This is a genomic window from Kitasatospora sp. NBC_00458 (assembly GCF_036013975.1).
GTDB lineage: Bacteria > Actinomycetota > Actinomycetes > Streptomycetales > Streptomycetaceae > Kitasatospora.
Window position 1 is genome coordinate 35,860 of the sequence record NZ_CP107904.1, and the last position, 20,721, is coordinate 56,580.

The following is a 20,721-nucleotide window of genomic DNA, read 5'->3' on the forward strand; positions in this document are numbered from 1 at the left end:
GCGTCCCCGAGTCCCCGCGGCCGCCCCGCCCGTCGTCCGCTGTCCGCACGCCCGCCGTCCGTTCCGGAGGGCGGGCGTGCGGACGGGTGACGGGATGGGGCGGTCTGCGTAGACTCGGTCGCCCTGTGCCCGGACGAGTCCAGGAGCCCCGCCATGACCTCACCGTCTCCCAGCACCAGCACCAGCACCAGCGCCGGCAGCACCTCCGTTCCGCTGCTGGAGCACACGATCGGGGTCGCCCTCGACCTCGCCGTGCGCGCCTTCCCGGAGCGGGAGGCCCTGGTCGACCTGCCCAGCGGGCGGCGGTGGACGTACCGGGAACTCGCGGCGGAGGTGGACCTGGTCGCGCTCGGGCTGCTGGAACTGGGGGTGGCGCCGGGCGACCGGGTCGGGATCTGGGCGCCGAACTGCCCGGAGTGGGTCCTGGTGCAGTACGCCACCGCGCGGATCGGGGCCGTCCTGGTGACCGTCAACCCCGGCTACCGGGCGCACGAGGTCGAGTACGTGCTGCGGCAGTCGGGGATCCGGACGGTCGTCGCGGCGCCGAGCTTCAAGACCTCCGACTACGCGGCGATGCTGGCCGAGGCCGGCCCGCGATGTCCGGAGCTGGCGGACGTGCTGCTGATCGGATCCGCGGGCTGGGAGGGACTGCTGGAGGCGGGCGCGCGCGGCGACCGGTCCCGGCTCGCGGAGGCCGGGGCGGCGCTCGGGCCGCACGACCCGATCAACATCCAGTACACCTCGGGCACGACGGGCTTCCCCAAGGGCGCCACGCTGTCGCACCACAACATCCTCAACAACGGCTACTTCGTCGGCGAGCTGTGCGGCTACTCGGAGGCCGACCGGATCTGCGTGCCCGTCCCCTTCTACCACTGCTTCGGCATGGTGATGGCCAATCTGGCGGCGCTCTCGCACGGCTCCTGCGTGGTGATCCCCGCCCCGGCCTTCGACGCCGCGGCCACCCTGCGCGCGGTGGCCGCCGAGCGGTGCACCTCGCTCTACGGCGTGCCGACGATGTTCATCGCCGAACTCAGCGACCCCGGCTTCGACGACCACGACCTGTCCAGCCTGCGCACCGGGATCATGGCGGGGTCGCCCTGCCCGATCGAGGTGATGAAGCAGGTCGTCGACCGGATGGGCATGCGCGACGTCTCCATCTGCTACGGCATGACCGAGACCTCGCCGGTCTCCACCCAGACCCGCGCCGACGACCCGCTGGAGCGGCGGGTCTCCACCGTCGGCCGGGTCGGCCCGCACCTGGAGGTCAAGGTGGTCGACCCGGACACCGGCACGACCGTCCCGCGCGGCACCCCGGGTGAACTCTGCACCCGCGGCTACTCGGTGATGCTCGGCTACTGGGAACAGCCGGACCGGACGGCGGAGGCGGTCGACGGCGACGGCTGGATGCACACCGGCGACCTCGCGGTGATGGACGAGGAGGGCTACCTCAACATCACCGGCCGGCTCAAGGACATGGTGATCCGCGGCGGCGAGAACGTCTACCCGCGCGAGATCGAGGAGTTCCTGCACACCCACCCCGACATCCTGGACGTCCAGGTCATCGGCGTGCCCGACGCCAAGTACGGGGAGGAGCTGATGGCCTGGGTCCGACCGCGCCCGGGGGCACCGGAACTGACGGCCGATGCCCTGCGGGAGTTCTGCGCGGGCCGCATCGCGCACTACAAGGTGCCGCGCTACGTGCACCTGGTGGACGAGTTCCCGATGACCGTCACCGGGAAGATCCGCAAGGTCGAGATGCGCGAACGGGCCGTCGGCCTGCTGGGCCTCGGGGACGCGGCCCGCGCCGACCACGCCTGAGCGCCCCCGCCCGGGAGGGCGGTGCACCGTCCGGGAGGGCGGCGCCCGACTGTGCCGCTCGTCCGGGCAGTCGGACCGCGCAGCCCGTCCATGCCGCGAGGGCCGCGCCGCCCGTCCGTGCCGCGAGGGCCGCGCCGCGAGGGCCGGGCCGCGGCCGCGCCGAACCGGACCCTCCGTAGTCGGAGGACCGTCTCCGGATGCGGGCTCCTGGGTTCCGTGCTGGTCTGGAAGAGCGCTATGGCGGCGGCGATCCCAAGCCCGCGAGCAGGCCCCGGCACCCACACCTCGGCCTCGGGCACCCGCCGTTCGTGCATCATCCACGGCACCGAAGGAAGCCCCCTGGGATCGGCGCTGCCAGGCGGCAGGATCGCGAGGTGGAACCCATGACCCTCTGGAAGAAGCTGTCCGCCGCGACAATCGCGGCGATCACGTCAGGAACGCTGATCCTCGGCTCCGCGGGTGTGGCCATGGCCGGTGACTCCGGCCGTGACTCGCGGGCGACGGTGGAGCACTCGGACTCGCACGCGGTCGACCCGGCGGCGGTCGAGGACGCCCTCCGGGCCCTGCTGGCGGCGAACCCGCAGCTGATCGGCAGCCCGCTGTGCCCGGAGGTGCACACCGGCGACGACGCCACGGCGTGCCTCGAACACCTGGAGGGCTTCGCACCCGCCATCGCGGCGATCCTCGGCCGGCTCGACGCCGCCGACCCCGGTCAGCTGCTCCAGGAACTCGTCGCGCCCGTCATCGCGTGCGTGGAGGCGGGGAACAGCCCCGAGCTGTGCGTGATCACAGCGCTGAAAGGCCTCGTGACCACCGGATAGGACGGCACCTGCACACGGGGCCCACGACGGCCGGGCCCGCCGAACCGAACCGGTTCGGCGGGCCCGGCCGTCGCGCGGGCGGCGTCACTGGAGTTCCCGCACCCCCGTGCCGTCGTGCACGAAGACGGTACGGGTGTCGGCAGCCCGGTACTTCTCCCGCAGGGTGAAGGCGGCGGGCGTGCCACCGTCCGGGCTGTCCGGAGCCTCGTAGTAGATGACGTAGGTCTTCGAGGTGTCCGTCTCGCTCTCCAACTGGAGCCAGCCCGTGAAGCCCGCGGCGGGGAACGTCCCGGTCGCCTTGACGGTCACGGCCGAGGACGTCCGGGCGAGGGTGAAGTCCGCCGTGCCGATCTGCAGGCGCTTGAACCCGCTCTCCTTCCAGCGGCGGAGCAGGGCGATCCACTCATCGGGCCAGGGCCCGCCGCTGTCGTCCGGCGGCATCCCGTCGTGGTCGACGCGGCCGATGACGGCGTCGATGTTGGCGACCACGGAGTCGTAGTCCCAGAGATCGAGGGAGAAGAGCATGTGGTCCCGGTCCGTGGCCCGGAACAGGGGCTTGATGTGGAGTTCGAACACAGGGGTGCGCATGTCAGCCGTATACCTCCATCATGACGTCCTTCAGGGCGACCTCGCGGACCAGGCCGGCCGGTTCCCCGTGCTCCCCGGTGACCGGGGGAGAGGGGCGGTACTGGAGCGTCAGGACGTACGTGTCCGACGCCTCGGGCGAGCGGGCCAGCACCGGCGTCACGTCGAACCGGACGGTGCAGTGGGCCGGGTGGTGGGGATGGGACTGCGCGCCGCCGTGACCGCCGTGACCGCCGTGACCGCCGTGCTCGTCACCCCCGGCGGGGCCCGCGTGCGCCCGCCAGATGGTGGCGTAGCCGACGCCGTAGCGCTCGGCGAAGTCCGGGTCGTCGGCACGGAACGGCACGTCGGCCGGGTGGAGGTAGGCGCGCAGCATGTAGCTGCCGGTCAGGGGGACCTTCAGCTCGTCGAGCCGGACGACCACCTTCCGTCCGTCCGGCGGCGGGGCCGCGAGGCCGAACTGGGCCCGGGAGGTCTCCCGCATCTGGGTCGCGAAGTCCGGCGCCGCGACCAGGCCGAGCGGCTCGACGGCCAGCAGGTGGCGTTCGACCGGTACGGGCGTCGGCACGGCGAAGGCGCTCCTCAGCTGTTCCGTGTACGCGTAGTCGTAGCCCAGCGCCACCGTGTCGGCGAAGTCCGCGACCTTGTGCCTCTCCTGCGGGAGGAAGCCGCGCAGGTCCTCGTCGGCCGAGGTGGGCGGGGGCGAGCCGTTGCGCCGCTGCCACTCGGCCCAGAGCAGGTCGATGAAGGCGTGGAAGCTGAAGTAGATCGGGTCCTCGGCGGCCGTGCCCGGGCTGCCCATCGCGCCGCCGATGTAGTCGCTGTGCATGGTGTTGTGGGGCCCGAGCTCCAGCCGACCGGAGTCGGCGTCCGGGTGGGCGGTCGGGAAACCGCCGAACTCGCCCTGGTCGGTCTCCAGCGTCACGATCGCCAGGGTGTCGGGCGGGAGGTCCGCCGGCGTGTCGTCCCGTTCGGCGGCGAGGCCCGGCCAGGTGAAGGCGGGTGGGAACTTCCCGACCGCCTGCGGGTGCAGCCAGTCCCAGTACGGCAGCGTGACGTCGGCGGTCCGCGGCGGGTCGGACTCCTGGAGCAGCTTCTCGAAGTGGTACAGGTGCGAGCGGTGCCACGGCAGGAAGAGGTCACTGCCGTGTTCGCACGGACCGACGAACGTGTCGTTGTGCAGCGCCGCCTGGAAGGCGTACCCGGTGGGGTCGTCCGGATCCGCGGCCGACCGCGCCCGCAGGATCCCCAGCGCGTGCACGTAGTCGTCCAGCTGGGTCTGGGTGAGGGAGTTTCTGGCGGGCGCACGCGGGCCCCGCCGGGGGTGACGAGCACGGCGGTCACGGCGGTCACGGCGGTCACGGCGGCGCGCAGTCCCATCCCCACCACCCGGCCCACTGCACCGTCCGGTTCGACGTGACGCCGGTGCTGGCCCGCTCGCCCGAGGCGTCGGACACGTACGTCCTGACGCTCCAGTACCGCCCCTCTCCCCCGGTCACCGGGGAGCACGGGGAACCGGCCGGCCTGGTCCGCGAGGTCGCCCTGAAGGACGTCATGATGGAGGTATACGGCTGACATGCGCACCCCTGTGTTCGAACTCCACATCAAGCCCCTGTTCCGGGCCACGGACCGGGACCACATGCTCTTCTCCCTCGATCTCTGGGACTACGACTCCGTGGTCGCCAACATCGACGCCGTCATCGGCCGCGTCGACCACGACGGGATGCCGCCGGACGACAGCGGCGGGCCCTGGCCCGATGAGTGGATCGCCCTGCTCCGCCGCTGGAAGGAGAGCGGGTTCAAGCGCCTGCAGATCGGCACGGCGGACTTCACCCTCGCCCGGACGTCCTCGGCCGTGACCGTCAAGGCGACCGGGACGTTCCCCGCCGCGGGCTTCACGGGCTGGCTCCAGTTGGAGAGCGAGACGGACACCTCGAAGACCTACGTCATCTACTACGAGGCTCCGGACAGCCCGGACGGTGGCACGCCCGCCGCCTTCACCCTGCGGGAGAAGTACCGGGCTGCCGACACCCGTACCGTCTTCGTGCACGACGGCACGGGGGTGCGGGAACTCCAGTGACGCCGCCCGCGCGACGGCCGGGCCCGCCGAACCGGTTCGGTTCGGCGGGCCCGGCCGTCGTGGGCCCCGTGTGCAGGTGCCGTCCTATCCGGTGGTCACGAGGCCTTTCAGCGCTGTGATCACGCACAGCTCGGGGCTGTTCCCCGCCTCCACGCACGCGATGACGGGCGCGACGAGTTCCTGGAGCAGCTGACCGGGGTCGGCGGCGTCGAGCCGGCCGAGGATCGCCGCGATGGCGGGTGCGAAGCCCTCCAGGTGTTCGAGGCACGCCGTGGCGTCGTCGCCGGTGTGCACCTCCGGGCACAGCGGGCTGCCGATCAGCTGCGGGTTCGCCGCCAGCAGGGCCCGGAGGGCGTCCTCGACCGCCGCCGGGTCGACCGCGTGCGAGTCCGAGTGCTCCACCGTCGCCCGCGAGTCACGGCCGGAGTCACCGGCCATGGCCACACCCGCGGAGCCGAGGATCAGCGTTCCTGACGTGATCGCCGCGATTGTCGCGGCGGACAGCTTCTTCCAGAGGGTCATGGGTTCCACCTCGCGATCCTGCCGCCTGGCAGCGCCGATCCCAGGGGGCTTCCTTCGGTGCCGTGGATGATGCACGAACGGCGGGTGCCCGAGGCCGAGGTGTGGGTGCCGGGGCCTGCTCGCGGGCTTGGGATCGCCGCCGCCATAGCGCTCTTCCAGACCAGCACGGAACCCAGGAGCCCGCATCCGGAGACGGTCCTCCGACTACGGAGGGTCCGGTTCGGCGCGGCCGCGGCCCGGCCCTCGCGGCGCGGCCCTCGCGGCACGGACGGGCGGCGCGGCCCTCGCGGCATGGACGGGCTGCGCGGTCCGACTGCCCGGACGAGCGGCACAGTCGGGCGCCGCCCTCCCGGACGGTGCACCGCCCTCCCGGGCGGGGGCGCTCAGGCGTGGTCGGCGCGGGCCGCGTCCCCGAGGCCCAGCAGGCCGACGGCCCGTTCGCGCATCTCGACCTTGCGGATCTTCCCGGTGACGGTCATCGGGAACTCGTCCACCAGGTGCACGTAGCGCGGCACCTTGTAGTGCGCGATGCGGCCCGCGCAGAACTCCCGCAGGGCATCGGCCGTCAGTTCCGGTGCCCCCGGGCGCGGTCGGACCCAGGCCATCAGCTCCTCCCCGTACTTGGCGTCGGGCACGCCGATGACCTGGACGTCCAGGATGTCGGGGTGGGTGTGCAGGAACTCCTCGATCTCGCGCGGGTAGACGTTCTCGCCGCCGCGGATCACCATGTCCTTGAGCCGGCCGGTGATGTTGAGGTAGCCCTCCTCGTCCATCACCGCGAGGTCGCCGGTGTGCATCCAGCCGTCGCCGTCGACCGCCTCCGCCGTCCGGTCCGGCTGTTCCCAGTAGCCGAGCATCACCGAGTAGCCGCGGGTGCAGAGTTCACCCGGGGTGCCGCGCGGGACGGTCGTGCCGGTGTCCGGGTCGACCACCTTGACCTCCAGGTGCGGGCCGACCCGGCCGACGGTGGAGACCCGCCGCTCCAGCGGGTCGTCGGCGCGGGTCTGGGTGGAGACCGGCGAGGTCTCGGTCATGCCGTAGCAGATGGAGACGTCGCGCATGCCCATCCGGTCGACGACCTGCTTCATCACCTCGATCGGGCAGGGCGACCCCGCCATGATCCCGGTGCGCAGGCTGGACAGGTCGTGGTCGTCGAAGCCGGGGTCGCTGAGTTCGGCGATGAACATCGTCGGCACGCCGTAGAGCGAGGTGCACCGCTCGGCGGCCACCGCGCGCAGGGTGGCCGCGGCGTCGAAGGCCGGGGCGGGGATCACCACGCAGGAGCCGTGCGAGAGCGCCGCCAGATTGGCCATCACCATGCCGAAGCAGTGGTAGAAGGGGACGGGCACGCAGATCCGGTCGGCCTCCGAGTAGCCGCACAGCTCGCCGACGAAGTAGCCGTTGTTGAGGATGTTGTGGTGCGACAGCGTGGCGCCCTTGGGGAAGCCCGTCGTGCCCGAGGTGTACTGGATGTTGATCGGGTCGTGCGGCCCGAGCGCCGCCCCGGCCTCCGCGAGCCGGGACCGGTCGCCGCGCGCGCCCGCCTCCAGCAGTCCCTCCCAGCCCGCGGATCCGATCAGCAGCACGTCCGCCAGCTCCGGACATCGCGGGCCGGCCTCGGCCAGCATCGCCGCGTAGTCGGAGGTCTTGAAGCTCGGCGCCGCGACGACCGTCCGGATCCCCGACTGCCGCAGCACGTACTCGACCTCGTGCGCCCGGTAGCCGGGGTTGACGGTCACCAGGACGGCCCCGATCCGCGCGGTGGCGTACTGCACCAGGACCCACTCCGGGCAGTTCGGCGCCCAGATCCCGACCCGGTCGCCCGGCGCCACCCCCAGTTCCAGCAGCCCGAGCGCGACCAGGTCCACCTCCGCCGCGAGTTCCCGGTACGTCCACCGCCGCCCGCTGGGCAGGTCGACCAGGGCCTCCCGCTCCGGGAAGGCGCGCACGGCGAGGTCGAGGGCGACCCCGATCGTGTGCTCCAGCAGCGGAACGGAGGTGCTGCCGGCGCTGGTGCTGGTGCTGGTGCTGGGAGACGGTGAGGTCATGGCGGGGCTCCTGGACTCGTCCGGGCACAGGGCGACCGAGTCTACGCAGACCGCCCCATCCCGTCACCCGTCCGCACGCCCGCCCTCCGGAACGGACGGCGGGCGTGCGGACAGCGGACGACGGGCGGGGCGGCCGCGGGGACTCGGGGACGCGGGGAGGGTGTGGGCCAGGGCCGGGGAACAGCGCGGACGGGCAACCGCGGCGCACCAGGGGTGCCGTGCGCCGGTCAGGCGCGCGCCGCGCCCTCCTGCGCCTCCGTCAGCTCCTTGCCGGCCGCACCGCCGACCGCCGTGCCGACCGTGTCGGCGCGCGGCACGGGGATGGTGGCGGCCACCGCGGCGGCGGCCAGCGCGACGCCGCAGCCGATCAGCAGCCCCACCCGGAAGCCGGTCTCCGACGGCAGGGTGTGCCCGCCCAGGGTGATGTTCAGCTGGGCCAGGACCACGCCCACCACCGCGGCGGAGACCGAGGTGCCGAGCGAGCGCATCAAGGTGTTGAAGCTGTTCGCCGAGGCGGTCTCCGACAGCGGCACGGCGCTCATGATGAGTGCCGGCATCGCGCCGTAGGCGAGGCCCACGCCGGCGTTGCAGACCAGCGTGACCACCAGGACGCCCCAGGTGGAGCCGATCAGCGCCATCGAGAGCCCGTAGCCGGTGGCGATCGCGAGGGCGCCGACGACCAGGGTGAACTTCGGGCCGCGCGCGGCGGAGAGCCGCCCGCCGAGCGGTGAGACCGCCATCATCATCAGGCCCGAGGGGGCCATCCACAGGCCCATGGCCAGCATGGACTGGCCCAGGCCGTACCCGGTGGCCGCGGGCAGCTGGAGCAGCTGCGGGACGATCAGCGCCTGCGCGTACATGCCGAATCCGACCAGGACCGAGGCCGCGTTGGTCAGCAGCACGCGCGGGCGGGCCGTCACCCGGAGGTCCACCAGCGGTTCGGCGATGCGCAGTTCCCAGACGCCCCAGGCGAGCAGCAGGACGACGGCCGCGCCGAACAGGCCCAGCGTGAGTCCGTCCGTCCAGCCCCAGTCGCCGCCCTTGGACACCGGGAGCAGCAGGCAGACCAGTCCGGCTCCGAGTCCGACGGCGCCGACCGGGTCGAACCGGCCGCCGGCGGGGCGGACGGCGGGGGCGGGGACGAGGAACCAGATCATCGCGGTGATCACCGCGGTGAGGGCGGCCGCGCCCCAGAACAGCACGCGCCAGCTCGCGTACTCGGCGACCGCCGCCGAGATCGGCAGGCCGAGGCCGCCGCCGATGCCCATGGAGGCACTGACCAGGGCTATCGCGGAGCCGAGGCGTTCGGGCGGGAGGACTTCGCGGAGCAGGCTGATGCCGAGCGGGACCACGCCCATGCCGATGCCCTGGAGTCCGCGGCCGACGATCATCGGCAGGACGGAGGAGGTGAGCGCGCAGATCACCGATCCGACGAACAGCGGCACGCAGCAGGCCAGCAGCATCCGCCGCTTGCCGAGCAGGTCACCGAGCCGCCCGCTGACCGGTACGAACACGGCCGCGGACAGCAGGGTCGCGGTGATCACCCAGGAGGCGTTGGACGGGGAGGTGTCCAGCAGCCGGGGCAGCTCGCCGATCAGCGGGGTGACCAGCGTCTGCATGATCGCGGCGACGGTGCCGGTGAAGGCGAGCGTGGCGACCACGCCGCCGGTCCGGGCGGTGGCCTGTGGGCCGTCCATGGGGTTGCTCCTCTGTCGTCCGTGCGGTTTCCGGTGCGGTTCCGGTGGGGCGGGAACGCGGGGTGCACGGTGCGGAAGATGTGCACGATGCACATCGTATGCATGATACATATCCCTTGCCCCGGGATCACCCCTGCGATACTGGGCGGACACCGCAGGTCAGAGCTGCGAGGGAACGGACGGGAAGGACGACGACATGGGCGGCCCCACGGACGAGGTCGCGTTCGAGTACATGGTGCTCAGCCGGCACCACTACCTGAGCCCCTCCGGCGCCCGCCCGCAGGGGAGCCGGCTGGACCGCTCCGCGTACATCCTGCTCAGCCGGATCCGCGTGCAGGGCCCGATGTCGATCGGCGAGCTGAGCGACGCGTTCGGACTCGACGCCTCCACCCTCAACCGGCAGACCGCCGCCATGACCCGCGCCGGACTGGTCGAACGGATCCCCGACCCCGACGGCGGGATGGCCCGCAAGTTCCGCGTCACCGAGGAGGGCGACCGCCGGCTCGACGAGGACCGCGCGGCCCACGCGAACGCCCTCGACCTCGTGATGGCCGACTGGCCCGCCGAGGACGTCGCCGCCTTCGCCGCCTACCTGCGGCGCTTCAACACCGGCATCGAACAGCTCGACGGACACCCCTGGCCCAGGCCGTAGGGGGCCGCCCCGCTCCGGGACGCCACGAGGCCGGCGGCGGACGGCGTGCGGCACGGGAAGCGGGTGGCGTGCGGCGTGCGACGCCCGGCGAGTGGCGTGCGACGCCCGGCGGGTGGCGGACGGCGGCCGGGGCATGCGGGATGCACGCGGCGTGGGAGGCTACCGGTGCAGAGCACCCCGTCCGACCAGGAGCCGACACCATGGACCGCCCGCAGGCCGCCGCCTTCCGTCTCGACGCCACCGCCTCCGGGCACCCGGCGGGCATCCTCGACGCCGCCGAGCAGGCCGAACGGCGGGGCGTGGACCGGCTGGTGGTCTCCGAGACCGCCTACGACCCGTTCCTCCAGCTGGCCCGCGCGGCCGACCGCACCAGCACCATCGAACTGGCCACCGGCGTCGCCGTCGCACTCGCCCGGACCCCGATGACCCTCGCCTACCAGGCCTGGGGCCTGCACGCGGCCTCCGGCGGACGGGCCGTCATCGGCCTCGGCTCCCAGGTCAAGCCGCACATCGAGAAGCGCTTCGGGATGCCCTGGGACCGCCCCGCCGCACGGATGGGCGAGTACGTCCACGCCGTGCGGGCGATCTGGCGGAGCTGGCAGACCGGTGAACGGCTGCGCTTCCGCGGCGACTTCTACCGGCACACCGTGATGACACCGGTCTTCTCCCCCGACCCCGTCCCGGCCGGGGTGCCCCGGATCCTGCTGGCCGGCGTCGGACCGCTGATGGTCCGCACCGCCGGGGCGGTCGCGGACGGCTTCCTCAGCCATCCGTTCACCTCGGTCGACTACCTCGCCGGGCAGGTGCTGCCCGCCCTCGCGGAGGAGCGCGGCCGGGCCGAGGCCGAGGGCGCGGCATGGACCGACCGGCCGTTCGAGGTCGTCGGCAACGTGCTCACCGCGACCGGCCGGACCGAGGAGGAGCTGCGCGCCAACGTGGCCGGCGTCCGCGAACGGCTCGCGTTCTACGCCTCGACGCCCGCCTACCGCCCGGTGCTCGCCCGGCACGGCTGGGAGGAGCTGCACGAGGAACTGCACCGGATGTCGCTGCGCGGGCGCTGGCAGGAGATGGCGGCGCTGATCGACGACCGGGTCTTCGACACCTTCGCCGTCGCCGGCGAGGTCGGGCAGGTCGCGCGCGAGATCCACCGGCGGTACGCGGGCCTGGCCACCCGGATCTCGGTCAGCCTGCCGGAGGACGCCGCGCCGGAGCTGGGCCTGGACGTGCTGGACGCCCTCCGCGCGCTGGGCTGAGACCCGCCGGACAGCCGGCTCCCGCCCACGCCGCGGGCTACGGTGGGCCCGGATCCGTACGGCGAGGCGGGAGGAGCGGGGCGATGGAGCACAGGTCGCAAGACCCGGCGGAGCAGCCGGCGGAGCAGCCGGCGGACCACCGGAACGACCGGGACCGGGCGCTGTTGGCCGTGCTGTGGGCGAGCTGGGCCGACCGGGGGGCGGGGCTGGACGCGGAGCAGTGGGACCGGAGCACCCGGCTTCCCGGCTGGTCGGTGCGCGACCTGTACGCCCACGTGGCGCCCACCGCCGGGCTGTTCACCCGGATGCGGGAGGCCGTGGTCGACCGTCCGGCCGCGGTGACGCGCGGCTCCGCCGTCCTGCGCGCCTACAACAGGCCCGACGGCGTGGCGCACACCGCCGCCGACCTGGTCGCCGACGACGCCCGCACGCTCGCCGCGGCGGTCGGCGCCGAGGCGCTGGTGTCCCGGTTCGCCACCGGGGGACCGGAGGCGCTGGCCGCGATCGCGGACCTGGCGCCGACGACCGTGATCGCCCACCCGTTGCTCGGCACGGTCACCCTGGGCGCGCTCGCCGAGGTCGCGGTGATGGAGGCGACCGTCCACCTGCTCGACCTCACGGCGGCGGTCGGCGGTCCACCGCCCCCGGACAGCGCGCTGCACGCCACCCGCGCCCTGCTGGCCGAGGTCGCCGATCCGGTGGAGTTCATCGAGGCCGCGACGGGACGGACCCGCGCCGCGGTACTGCCGGTCATCCGCTGAACCGCCGTGCCACCACGGCGGCGGTCGCCGGGCCGGTGCACCGGACCGGCCCGGGCCCCGTGCCGGGCCCGCGGCGACCGTGGGCAGCGCCCTCAGCCGCCGTAGTGGTACGGCGTCGCCGTGGTCAGGGCCGCGAAGCCCAGGCGCTCCAGGATCGGGCGGCTCTGCGGCGAGGCGTCCACCCGCAGGTACTCGTAGCCCAGTTCGTCCGCCAGCCGGGCCCGGTGCGCGACGAGGGCGCGGTAGACGCCCCGGCCCCGCCACGCCTCGACCGTGCCGCCGCCCCACAGGCCCGCGAAGCCCGTCCCCGGGTGCAGTTCCATCCGCGCCGCGCTCACCGGCACCTCGCGCCCGTCCACCTCGGCCAGGGCGAGGTGGACCCGCAGGGTGTCGGGGGATTCGGCGAGGTGGGCCAGGATGCGGCGGCGCAGCCGCGAGCCGTCCGTGCCGAAGGCCTGCTCGTGGACGTCCACGACCTCGTCGACCCCGGCCTCGTCGGTGACCTCGCGCAGCGTGATGCCGGCGTCCCCCGGAGCGGCCGTCCCGGCCGGACCGGCCAGCAGTGCGGCGACCTCCGCGACCATCAGCGTCTCGGGTTCGTCCGGGGTGAAGCCGGCGGCGAGCAGGCGGTCGCCGAGGTCGGCGGGGCGGTCGTGGCCGTACAGCGTCCACTCGAAGTCCTGGCCGAGCGCGGTGAAGTACGCGATCTGTTCGGCGATGACGCGGTCGGCGGGCCGGGCGCCGCCGTCGGTACGGGTGTCGGGGCCGGTGTCAGGGCCGGTGTCGGTGTCGGTGTCGGTGTCGGTGTCGGTGCCGAGGTCCGACCAGAGCACGCCGTTCCAGACGCTGTCCGGGCCGCTCTGCCGCACCACGCCGCCGATGTGCTCGACGCGTGCCGCCGGGGACTCGGGGCGTGCCCCGCGCCGCATGCGTTCGTCGACCAGGGCGAGAAGTTCTTCATGATCCATAGCGGCACACCCCATCACCGCGCAGATCCGTTGGCAAGCGAAATAGTACTCTCCGGTCGAGGGCCGACTACGCTCCGGAGTCGCGCGGAACCACCAGGGCTGCGGTCAGGGCTCCCTCCGAAAACCGGACGTGCTGTCGTTTTCCGCGGTTCCATCGCCGCCGGCTGCGGCCGCCATCTCCGCGACCACCCGTGCGCCGCGGTCCGCCGCCAGGTCGAGGCAGGCCAGTACGCCGGGGACGGCGACGCTCGGCATCAGGTGCCGGTACAGCGTGGCGACCCGCACGGCGAGGTCCGCACGGCCCGTGAACCGCTGCGACTGGAGCTGCACACCCACCCAGGACGCCGTCATCAGCGCGGCCGTGTCGGCCGGCACGACGTGCGGCAACAGCTCGCCCCGCTCCCCCGCGGCCACCAGCAGCCGTTCCAGCCGGGCGATCCAGCCCGGGGCGGCGTCGACGCCGAGGCTGCCGTCCGCGCCCTGGTCCACCGAGAGCCGCACACCGGCGCTGAGCATCGGGTCGGTGGGGATCAGGTGCGTGACGACCATCCCGGTGTCCACGAACTCCTGGAGCTTGCACGCCCGCTCGGGAACGGCCTCACTGGCGTACTGCGCCTCTATGACGCCCTGGGCCAGCTCCCGCTTCGAGGCGAAGTGGAAGTAGACGGCTCCCCGGGTCACTCCCGCGCGGGCCACCACCTCTCCGATGGTCGCCCCCTCGTACCCGAACTCGTCGAACACCGAGGCCGCCGCCTCCAGAATCAGCCGCCGCGTCCGCAGCGCCCGCTCCTGTCGCGCCATCACGACCACCCCCCACCGAAACAAAACCAAACAGTCCGTATCGTACGCGGCACCGGTCGTCCCCCAGGTCCGCCGACAGGGCGGCGGGCGGCGGTGACTGTGCACTCAGCGTCAGAGAATACCGACCATGCGGTCTGGTACCAGTAGGGAGACCTCCTCCAGTCGGCCACGGGGTGAACTCCCCGCGAGCCGGACCGCCCCGGCCGCCGCAGTGCGACCGGGGACGGGGCCGGAAGCGGCACCGGGATCGGGACCGGGGCGGCCCGCGCCCGTCAGCGCAGCACCGCGACCGCCTCGACCTCGACAAGCTGGTCGTGGTAGCCGAGGACGCTCACCCCGACCAGGGTGCTCGGCACGTCGTGGTCACCGAGGTACTCCCGGTAGACCTCCCAGGCGGTCACCAGATCGCTCTGCCGGGCCGAGGCGACGTAGACCGTGGTGCGGACCAGGTCGGTCAGCGCCGCGCCCTCGTCCTCCAGCACGGTTATCAGGTTCCGCATCACCTGGTGGGCCTGGCCCGCGTAGTCCCCGACCGCCACGGTGCGGCCCTCGGTGTCGAGGGGGCAGGCGCCGGCGAGCCAGAGTGAGCGGACCGGCGCGTCGACGGCGGCCGCGTACGCGTAGTCCACGGCCTGGGTGAGCCGGTGGTTGCGGATCAGCTTGACGGCACTGCTCATGAGGTCCTCCGAGGTGGCGGCGGGCGGTTCCGCCGCCATCGTTGGCGCGCCGTCGGCGGAGGGTCAAACGCTTTACGGCGGCGGGCCGGGCGGCAGCGGCCCGGCCACCCACGAATTCACCGTTCCGGGTGATGGCGGCTCGCGGACCGCGGCCGGGATCCTGGTGGCCCGCCGACGACCGAGGAGTTCCCGTGCCGTTCCCGCCACCCGCCCAGGAGATGGGCCGCCGCCGGATCCTGGAGCTGGCCCTGGGGGCCGGCGTCGCCCCCGCCCTGGGCGCCGGGGCGGCGGGCACCGCAGCCGCCGCAGCCACCACCCGGTCCGCTCCCGCCCGGGCCGACTCCCCGGAGCAGGCCCTGGGCCGCCGGGTGGCCGCCGAGGCCGCCGCCCAGATCGGCGTGCCCTACGCCTGGGGCGGCGGCGACCGGCTGGGCGCCGGCCTCGGCTTCTGCGACGAGGAGAACGGCTACCTCGACGGCCGGTGCCTGGGCGAGAGCACCGTCGGCTTCGACTGCAGCGGCCTGACGCTGTACTGCTGGTACCGGGCGAGCGGTGGCGGGGTGGAGCTGGCGCACTACACCGTCGCGCAGTACCACCGGTCCGCCCCGGTGGCGCGGGCCGACCTGCTCCCCGGCGACCTGCTGTTCTTCTCCCGGCCGGACGCGCCGCTGCACCACGTGGGCCTCTGGGTGGGAGAGGGCGCGATGATCCACGCCGAACGCACCGGCACGCTCGTCGCCCGGGTCGAGAACGTCCTCGACCTGCCGCGCTGGGCCGGCGAGTTCGCCGGTGCCCGCCGCCCGCTGCCGCTCGGCTGACGCCCGGACCGGCGGGCCGGGGGCGGGGGCGGGGGCGCGTCTCCGCCCACCCCCTCCGCAACGGCCCCGCCACCCGGTCCGCCGGTCCGCCGGTCCGCCGCCCCGCCGCCAGCCGTCAGCCGTCAGCCGTCCGCCGTCCGATGCCCGGTCGGCGGACGGCTCGTCCCAGAGTTCGGGGGCGCACGCGTCCACCCGTGCCACGATCCGGGCCAGTGCCTCGGCGGCGGGCAGCGGGTCGAGCCGCCGTCCGTCCCGCAGCCGCAGCGCGACCAGGCCGTCCGCGGCCTCCCGGCGCCCGATGACCGCCTGGTACGGGACCAGCCGGGACTCGCGGATCCGGGCGCCCAGGCTCCCCCGGTCGGGCCCGGCGACCTCGGCCCGCAGCCCCAGGTCCAGGCAGCGCTCGCGGAGTCGCCCGGCCTGCGCCCGCTCGGCCTCGGAGAGCGGCAGCAGGACCAGCTGGGTCGGGGCCAGCCAGGCCGGGAAGGCCCCGCCGTACAGCTCGATCAGGTGGGCGACGACCCGTTCGACGCTGCCGATCACGCTGCGGTGGACCATCACCGGCCGGTGCGCGGACCCGTCCGGTCCGGTGTACCGGAGCCCGAACCGCTCCGGCTGGTGGAAGTCGATCTGCACGGTGGAGAGGGTCGACTCGCGCCCGGCGGCGTCGGCGATCTGGACGTCGATCTTCGGACCGTAGAACGCGGCCTCCCCCTCCACCGCCTCGAACGGCACGCCCGAGCGCTGCAGCACCTCGGTCAGCAGCGCGGTGGCCCGCTCCCAGAGCGCCGGGTCGGCCACGTACTTGCCGCCCGCGCCCGGCAGCGAGAGGCGGTGGCGGACCGGCCGGATCCCGAGCGCCCGGTGCGCCTCGCCGATCAGCTCCAGCGCGGCGAGCGCCTCGTCCCCCGCCTGCCCGGGGGTGCAGAAGACGTGCGCGTCGTTCAGCTGGATCGCCCGGACCCTGGTCAGCCCGCCCAGCACCCCGGACGGCTCGGATCGGAACATGCCGCCCAACTCGGCGATCCTGAGGGGGAGTTCTCGGTAGCTTCGGGCCCGGGAACGGTAGATCAGCGCATGGTGCGGGCAGAGGCTGGGCCGGAGCACGACCTGCTCGGCGCCGAGGTCCATCGGCGCGAACATGTCGTCGCGGTAGTGCTGCCAGTGGCCGGAGATCTCGTAGAGCTCGCGTTTGCCGAGCACCGGCGAGTACACGTGGCGGTAGCCGGCGCGCCGCTCCCGGTCGCGGATGAACTCCTCCAGGGCGTGCCGGATCTCGGCGCCGTCGGGCAGCCAGTACGGCAGGCCGGCGCCGATCAGCGGATCGGTGCCGAAGAGGTCGAGCTCGCGGCCCAGCCGGCGGTGGTCGGCGGCGCGTCGACCGCCGGACGGGTCGGCGTGCGGATGGTCGGGGTGCGGGCTGCCGGCGTGCGGGCGGCCTGCGTGCGCGGGGTCGCCGCACCCGGCGGGGCGGTCGTCCACGGCGTCACCGTTCACGGCGGGATCGTCCACGGCGGGGGCGTCCACGGAGGTGCGGCTCACGGCAGGGTGCTTCACGGCAGGGTGCTTCACGGCGGGACGGTTCACGGCGGGGCGGTTCATGGCGGTCTCCACTCGGGTCTGCTCGGATCAGCGGGCGAGTGGACCGGCACGACGAAGCCCCGGGGCACTCGCCCCGGGGCTTCGGACCAGTTCAGCAGTCAGCGCACCGGGACTCTCTCCGGCGTCGTCGTCAGGACGGCAGCAGCGCGCTTCATGAAACCCACGGTAACAGGGGCTCCGCAGCTCCGCGAAGGGATTACCGCCCGCCGCCCGCACCGTCCCTCACCGGAGGACCACGCAGCCGCGCGAGGCCAGGGCGGCAAGCAGCCGGGGCGCGGGCTTGAGGTCGTTCCACCGCAGGTCGAGCTTCTCCAGGGCGGGCAACTCGGCGAGCCAGTTGGGGAGTTCGGTGATCAGATTGGCGCGCAGGTCGAGCCGGCGCAGCAGCGGGAGGCCGGCCAGTGCCGCCGGCACGGCGGCGAGGGCGTTCTCCCGCAGGTCGAGTTCGCGCAGTTCGCGGAGGCCGGCGAAGGACTGCGGCAGGGCGGTCAGCGCGTTTCCGCGGAGCCAGAGTTCGCGCAGCGAGCGGAGGGCGCCCAGCGAGTCGGGCAGCGAGGTGAGCCGGTTGTGCTGGGCGCGGAGCTCGACCAGGCCGGTGAGGGAGCCGATCTCGTCCGGGAGGCGGACGATCCGGTTCTCGCCGACGTTGAGGTAGCGCAGGGCGGTGAGCCGGCCGAGCGCCGCCGGGAGGCCGGTGAGCGCGTTGTCGTGCAGGTAGAGGAAGTCCGTGAGCCCCACGAGGTCGCCGATCTCCTCGGGCACGGCCGTGAGCCGGTTGTGGCCGACGTCGAAGGTGCGCAGCCGGCTCAGTCGGCGCACGGCGGGCGGGAGTTCGGCGATTCCGGTCTCGGCCAGGATCAGGACCGTCAGATCGGTGCGGTCCCAGACCTCCGCGGGGACGGTGCCGAGGTGCTGCCGCCAGAGGTTGAGCGTGGTGTCGGTCACCCGGCCATTCTCCCGTGCACGCGGGTGGGGCGGTGCACCGGGTGGGTGCGGCGGGGCCCGGCGCGGTGCGGTGCGGTGCGGGCGGACGGGTGCCGCCCCGGGCGGATGCTATCGGCGCTCTCGCCGACCACGGTGAGGTCCGGCTCGGCGTCGAGCACGGCGGCGGTGCCGGCCCGCACCATGGCCTGGTCGTCGGCGGCCGGCGTGGTCGTGGGCGGGTCGTCCGGGAGGTCCACTGGGTCTGCCGCCGCCTGGTGCCGGTCGGACCGCGGCGGCCGGGGCGGGCGCACCGCCCCGCGGGGCGTGGTGGTCGACGGACCGTCAGTCGGGCGGCGCGGCAAGGGCCCCGGTGTTCCCCGACCGGCCGGGACCTGGTCGCCGAGGACTCAGGAACCCGTGGAAGTCAAGGGTTACGTTCGGCGGCGATCCACCGCATAGTGGTGCGCCGGACCGAGAGGAGGACCTGTCTTGTCGCAGGTCAGTGACAGTGCCGTGCGTGTGGTGGAAGCCGAGCGAGCCGAGGTGTCCGCCGTGTACGGGCTGCTCGACGAACGCCTGGCCGATGTGCGGGTGCGGTTGGCGCAGGTGCTGGCGACGGTGCCCGGGGGTGCGGGTGAGATGCACGAACGGGAGCTCACCGCTGGGCGGTTGGCGACCGAGGTGCGCCGCCTGGAGGGTGCGGGGGAAGGCCTCGTCTTCGGCCGGATCGACGCCGGGGACGGCCTCGTGCTGCGGATCGGACGGATCGGCCTGCACGTCGAGGACGCCGACCTCCCGGTCCTGGTGGACTGGCGGGCGGACGCCGCGCGGCCCTTCTACGAGGCGACGGCGGTCCATCCGATGGGGCTGCGCCGGCGCCGCCACCTGCGGACGGCCGACCGCACGGTCGTCGGGGTCAGCGACGAACTGCTCGACGGCTCCGCGCCCACCGAGGACGACGTGATCGGCGACAGCCCGCTGACCGAGACGCTGCAGGCCCGGCGCACGGGCCGGATGGGCGCTGCGGTCGCCACCCTCCAGGCGGAGCAGGACGCGATCGTCCGCTCGGCGCACCGGGGGGTGACGGTGGTCCAGGGCGGTCCCGGCACCGGCAAGACGGTGGTCGCGCTGCACCGGGCCGCCTACGTGCTCTACGCGTTCCCGAAGGCCGCCGAGCGCGGTGTGCTGGTGCTCGGGCCGAACACGCGGTTCCTCGACTACATCTCGCAGGTGCTGCCCTCGCTCGGGGAGAACGACGTCGTGCTGGCCACCTGCGCCGACCTGGCCGGTGTCGAGCCGGCGGCCGCGGACGGGGCGGACGTGGCGCGGCTGAAGGGCGGTGCGGTGCTGGCCGACGCGCTGGCGGAACTGGTGCGCTCCCGGCAGGCGCCGGAGGGCGGCTTCACCGTGCGCTCGGGCCAGGAGTGGGTGGAGCTGACGGAGCAGGAGGTCGGCTGGGCCAGGGACTCGGCGGCGCGCAGCGGCCTGGGGCACAACCCGGCCCGGCAGTTCTTCAAGGAACAGCTGGTCGACGCCGCCACGGACGCGCTGGAGCGGGGCACCGGGGCGGTGCTGGAGCTCATCGACGCCCAGGTGGCGCAGCTCACGGGCATCGACCTGGACCGGACCGCGGCGGCGGACCTGCGTCACCTCGGCCTCGACGGCGGGCCGTCGTTCGACACGGCCGACGCGTTCGACGCGGACGCCGTCCGGGCCGCCCTGATGGACGACCTCGGGGTCGAGCGGGCGGTGGAGGCGCTCTGGCCCCGTCTGCGGGCCGAGGACCTCGTCCGGGACCTGCTGGGCTCGGCCGGTCTCGCGGCCCGGTACCTGCCGCAGCTCTCCGACGGGGAGCGGGCCCTGCTGCTGCGGGACCGGGGTGCCCCGTGGACGGCGGCCGACGTGCCGCTGCTGGACGAGGCGGCGTGTCTGCTGGAGGGGCCGCCGCAGCGCACGTACGGGCACGTGGTGGTCGACGAGGCGCAGGAGTTCACCGCGATGCAGTGGCGGATGGTGGCCCGGCGGTGCCCGGCCAGGTCGATGACGCTGGTCGGCGACTTCGCGCAGGCGGGCCCGGCGACGACCGCGCGCGGCTGGGAGGAGGCGCTGACCCCGCAGCTCGGTCCGCGGTTCGCCCTCGACACGCTGACCGTCAGCTACCGCACCACCGAGGAGATCCTCGCCACCACCCGCGATCTGCTGGCCCGGATCGCCCCGGGCCAGCGGCCGAGCCGCTCGATCCGCCACGGCGAGGTGCCGCGCACCGTCACCGCGGCGGCCGGGGGACTCGCCGCCGCGGTCGTCGGGGAGGCGGAGGAGCAGCTGCGGGAGCACCCGGGGGACCTGGTCGGCGTGGTCTGCGCGGACGCGCGGGTCGCGGAGCTGGCGGCGCTGCTGCCCGGCGGCGTCCAGCTGGTGCCCGCTTCGCAGGCGCGGGGGCTGGAGTTCGACGGCGTCGTGGTCGTCGACCCGGCGGAGATCACGGGGGCGCACCCCGGTGGGGAGCGGGACCTCTACGTCGCGCTCACCCGGGCCACCAAGCGCCTCACCACGGTCACGGCCGACGCCGCTGTCGGTGCCGGTGCTGTGGGCGCGTGCGGCGCGGACGAGCGCCCCGGGGTCGTCCGGCCGAACTGAGGCCGGAGGACGGGCGGCCCGCACGGGCGACCCGGACGGGCGGGGCACGCGGGCGAG

The 20,721-nt window shown here is 74.1% G+C and carries 19 protein-coding genes and 1 pseudogene; 9 read left to right on the forward strand and 11 right to left on the reverse strand.

From position 1 onward, the window contains the following. Positions 1-153 precede the first annotated feature (153 nt). Both OG550_RS00175 and OG550_RS00180 read left to right on the forward strand, forming a co-directional pair. A complete protein-coding gene (locus tag OG550_RS00175; RefSeq protein ID WP_327673224.1) occupies positions 154-1,818 on the forward strand; it encodes an AMP-binding protein in 1,665 nt (554 codons plus the stop codon). 374 nt (positions 1,819-2,192) lie between these two features. Then, the gene (locus tag OG550_RS00180; protein ID WP_327673226.1) at positions 2,193-2,639 is read left to right on the forward strand and encodes a hypothetical protein; all 447 of its coding nucleotides are present in this window, start codon (positions 2,193-2,195) and stop codon (positions 2,637-2,639) included. An 84-nt stretch (positions 2,640-2,723) separates the two neighbouring features. On the opposite strand, the gene OG550_RS00185 is transcribed toward OG550_RS00180, so the two are convergent. Both OG550_RS00185 and OG550_RS00190 read right to left on the reverse strand, forming a co-directional pair. Next, positions 2,724-3,227 (reverse strand): hypothetical protein, encoded by a 504-nt coding sequence (locus OG550_RS00185; RefSeq protein ID WP_327673229.1) that lies wholly within the window; start codon positions 3,225-3,227, stop codon positions 2,724-2,726. 1 nt (position 3,228) lies between these two features. Then, positions 3,229-4,485: a tyrosinase family protein gene (locus OG550_RS00190; RefSeq protein WP_442905904.1), complete on the reverse strand. Its 1,257-nt coding sequence runs from the start codon at positions 4,483-4,485 to the stop codon at positions 3,229-3,231. 155 nt (positions 4,486-4,640) lie between these two features. Here OG550_RS00190 and OG550_RS00200 point away from each other — a divergent pair, with 155 nt between their 5' ends. Together OG550_RS00200 and OG550_RS00205 are read left to right on the forward strand one after the other, a co-directional pair. Then, positions 4,641-4,799: a hypothetical protein gene (locus OG550_RS00200; protein ID WP_327673231.1), complete on the forward strand. Its 159-nt coding sequence runs from the start codon at positions 4,641-4,643 to the stop codon at positions 4,797-4,799. 1 nt (position 4,800) lies between these two features. Beyond that, positions 4,801-5,304, forward strand: a complete 504-nt coding sequence (locus OG550_RS00205) for a hypothetical protein (RefSeq protein WP_327673229.1) — start codon at positions 4,801-4,803, stop codon at positions 5,302-5,304. A gap of 84 nt (positions 5,305-5,388) precedes the next feature. Here OG550_RS00205 and OG550_RS00210 read toward each other — a convergent pair whose 3' ends face one another. The 3 genes from OG550_RS00210 to OG550_RS00220 all read right to left on the reverse strand — a co-directional run bounded on the left by OG550_RS00210 (position 5,389) and on the right by OG550_RS00220 (position 9,571). Continuing rightward, positions 5,389-5,835: a hypothetical protein gene (locus OG550_RS00210; protein ID WP_327673226.1), complete on the reverse strand. Its 447-nt coding sequence runs from the start codon at positions 5,833-5,835 to the stop codon at positions 5,389-5,391. 374 nt (positions 5,836-6,209) lie between these two features. Beyond that, positions 6,210-7,874 (reverse strand): AMP-binding protein, encoded by a 1,665-nt coding sequence (locus tag OG550_RS00215; RefSeq protein ID WP_327673224.1) that lies wholly within the window; start codon positions 7,872-7,874, stop codon positions 6,210-6,212. A gap of 227 nt (positions 7,875-8,101) precedes the next feature. After that, positions 8,102-9,571 (reverse strand): MFS transporter, encoded by a 1,470-nt coding sequence (locus OG550_RS00220; protein WP_327673222.1) that lies wholly within the window; start codon positions 9,569-9,571, stop codon positions 8,102-8,104. A gap of 196 nt (positions 9,572-9,767) precedes the next feature. On the opposite strand from OG550_RS00220, the gene OG550_RS00225 reads away from it, so the two are divergent. The 3 genes from OG550_RS00225 to OG550_RS00235 all read left to right on the forward strand — a co-directional run bounded on the left by OG550_RS00225 (position 9,768) and on the right by OG550_RS00235 (position 12,237). Then, complete coding sequence (locus OG550_RS00225; protein ID WP_327673220.1) at positions 9,768-10,223, forward strand: MarR family winged helix-turn-helix transcriptional regulator; 456 nt, start codon at positions 9,768-9,770, stop codon at positions 10,221-10,223. 200 nt (positions 10,224-10,423) lie between these two features. Beyond that, the gene (locus OG550_RS00230; RefSeq protein ID WP_327673217.1) at positions 10,424-11,476 is read left to right on the forward strand and encodes a TIGR03617 family F420-dependent LLM class oxidoreductase; all 1,053 of its coding nucleotides are present in this window, start codon (positions 10,424-10,426) and stop codon (positions 11,474-11,476) included. An 83-nt stretch (positions 11,477-11,559) separates the two neighbouring features. Beyond that, on the forward strand, positions 11,560-12,237 hold the full coding sequence (locus tag OG550_RS00235; RefSeq protein WP_327673215.1) for a maleylpyruvate isomerase N-terminal domain-containing protein: 678 nt from the start codon (positions 11,560-11,562) through the stop codon (positions 12,235-12,237). 92 nt (positions 12,238-12,329) lie between these two features. On the opposite strand, the gene OG550_RS00240 is transcribed toward OG550_RS00235, so the two are convergent. From OG550_RS00240 to OG550_RS00250, 3 genes are all read right to left on the reverse strand, one after another. Continuing rightward, positions 12,330-13,205, reverse strand: coding sequence for a GNAT family N-acetyltransferase (locus OG550_RS00240; protein ID WP_327673213.1), 876 nt, complete (start codon positions 13,203-13,205; stop codon positions 12,330-12,332). A 105-nt stretch (positions 13,206-13,310) separates the two neighbouring features. Continuing rightward, positions 13,311-14,006, reverse strand: a complete 696-nt coding sequence (locus OG550_RS00245) for a ScbR family autoregulator-binding transcription factor (protein ID WP_327673211.1) — start codon at positions 14,004-14,006, stop codon at positions 13,311-13,313. 272 nt (positions 14,007-14,278) lie between these two features. After that, positions 14,279-14,683, reverse strand: coding sequence for a RidA family protein (locus OG550_RS00250; RefSeq protein ID WP_327673209.1), 405 nt, complete (start codon positions 14,681-14,683; stop codon positions 14,279-14,281). A 218-nt stretch (positions 14,684-14,901) separates the two neighbouring features. On the opposite strand from OG550_RS00250, the gene OG550_RS32695 reads away from it, so the two are divergent. Next, on the forward strand, positions 14,902-15,501 hold the full coding sequence (locus tag OG550_RS32695) for a C40 family peptidase (RefSeq protein ID WP_442906119.1): 600 nt from the start codon (positions 14,902-14,904) through the stop codon (positions 15,499-15,501). 162 nt (positions 15,502-15,663) lie between these two features. Here OG550_RS32695 and thrS read toward each other — a convergent pair. From thrS to OG550_RS00265, 3 genes and pseudogenes are all read right to left on the reverse strand, one after another. Beyond that, positions 15,664-16,983: pseudogene (gene thrS / locus OG550_RS00255) on the reverse strand (threonine--tRNA ligase); the annotation flags it as partial. A 342-nt stretch (positions 16,984-17,325) separates the two neighbouring features. Further along, positions 17,326-18,048: a leucine-rich repeat domain-containing protein gene (locus OG550_RS00260; RefSeq protein ID WP_327673207.1), complete on the reverse strand. Its 723-nt coding sequence runs from the start codon at positions 18,046-18,048 to the stop codon at positions 17,326-17,328. Beyond that, on the reverse strand, positions 18,045-18,284 hold the full coding sequence (locus OG550_RS00265) for a hypothetical protein (protein ID WP_327673205.1): 240 nt from the start codon (positions 18,282-18,284) through the stop codon (positions 18,045-18,047). The genes OG550_RS00260 and OG550_RS00265 overlap by 4 nt, the downstream gene beginning before the upstream one ends. A 232-nt stretch (positions 18,285-18,516) precedes the next feature. Between OG550_RS00265 and OG550_RS00270 the strand changes: the two genes are divergently transcribed. After that, positions 18,517-20,664 (forward strand): HelD family protein, encoded by a 2,148-nt coding sequence (locus OG550_RS00270; RefSeq protein ID WP_327673203.1) that lies wholly within the window; start codon positions 18,517-18,519, stop codon positions 20,662-20,664. Positions 20,665-20,721: the final 57 nt, after the last annotated feature.

Excerpts from the sequence above, each read along its gene's own strand:
- OG550_RS00185 (WP_327673229.1), bottom strand. The coding sequence starts at position 3,227 with ATGCGCACCCCTGTGTTCGAACTCCACATCAAGCCCCTGTTCCGGGCC.
- OG550_RS00220 (WP_327673222.1), bottom strand. The coding sequence starts at position 9,571 with ATGGACGGCCCACAGGCCACCGCCCGGACCGGCGGCGTGGTCGCCACG.
- OG550_RS00225 (WP_327673220.1), top strand. The coding sequence starts at position 9,768 with ATGGGCGGCCCCACGGACGAGGTCGCGTTCGAGTACATGGTGCTCAGC.
- OG550_RS00235 (WP_327673215.1), top strand. The coding sequence starts at position 11,560 with ATGGAGCACAGGTCGCAAGACCCGGCGGAGCAGCCGGCGGAGCAGCCG.
- OG550_RS00230 (WP_327673217.1), top strand. The coding sequence starts at position 10,424 with ATGGACCGCCCGCAGGCCGCCGCCTTCCGTCTCGACGCCACCGCCTCC.
- OG550_RS00175 (WP_327673224.1), top strand. The coding sequence starts at position 154 with ATGACCTCACCGTCTCCCAGCACCAGCACCAGCACCAGCGCCGGCAGC.
- OG550_RS32695 (WP_442906119.1), top strand. The coding sequence starts at position 14,902 with ATGGGCCGCCGCCGGATCCTGGAGCTGGCCCTGGGGGCCGGCGTCGCC.
- OG550_RS00245 (WP_327673211.1), bottom strand. The coding sequence starts at position 14,006 with ATGGCGCGACAGGAGCGGGCGCTGCGGACGCGGCGGCTGATTCTGGAG.
- OG550_RS00215 (WP_327673224.1), bottom strand. The coding sequence starts at position 7,874 with ATGACCTCACCGTCTCCCAGCACCAGCACCAGCACCAGCGCCGGCAGC.
- OG550_RS00250 (WP_327673209.1), bottom strand. The coding sequence starts at position 14,683 with ATGAGCAGTGCCGTCAAGCTGATCCGCAACCACCGGCTCACCCAGGCC.
- OG550_RS00240 (WP_327673213.1), bottom strand. The coding sequence starts at position 13,205 with ATGGATCATGAAGAACTTCTCGCCCTGGTCGACGAACGCATGCGGCGC.
- OG550_RS00205 (WP_327673229.1), top strand. The coding sequence starts at position 4,801 with ATGCGCACCCCTGTGTTCGAACTCCACATCAAGCCCCTGTTCCGGGCC.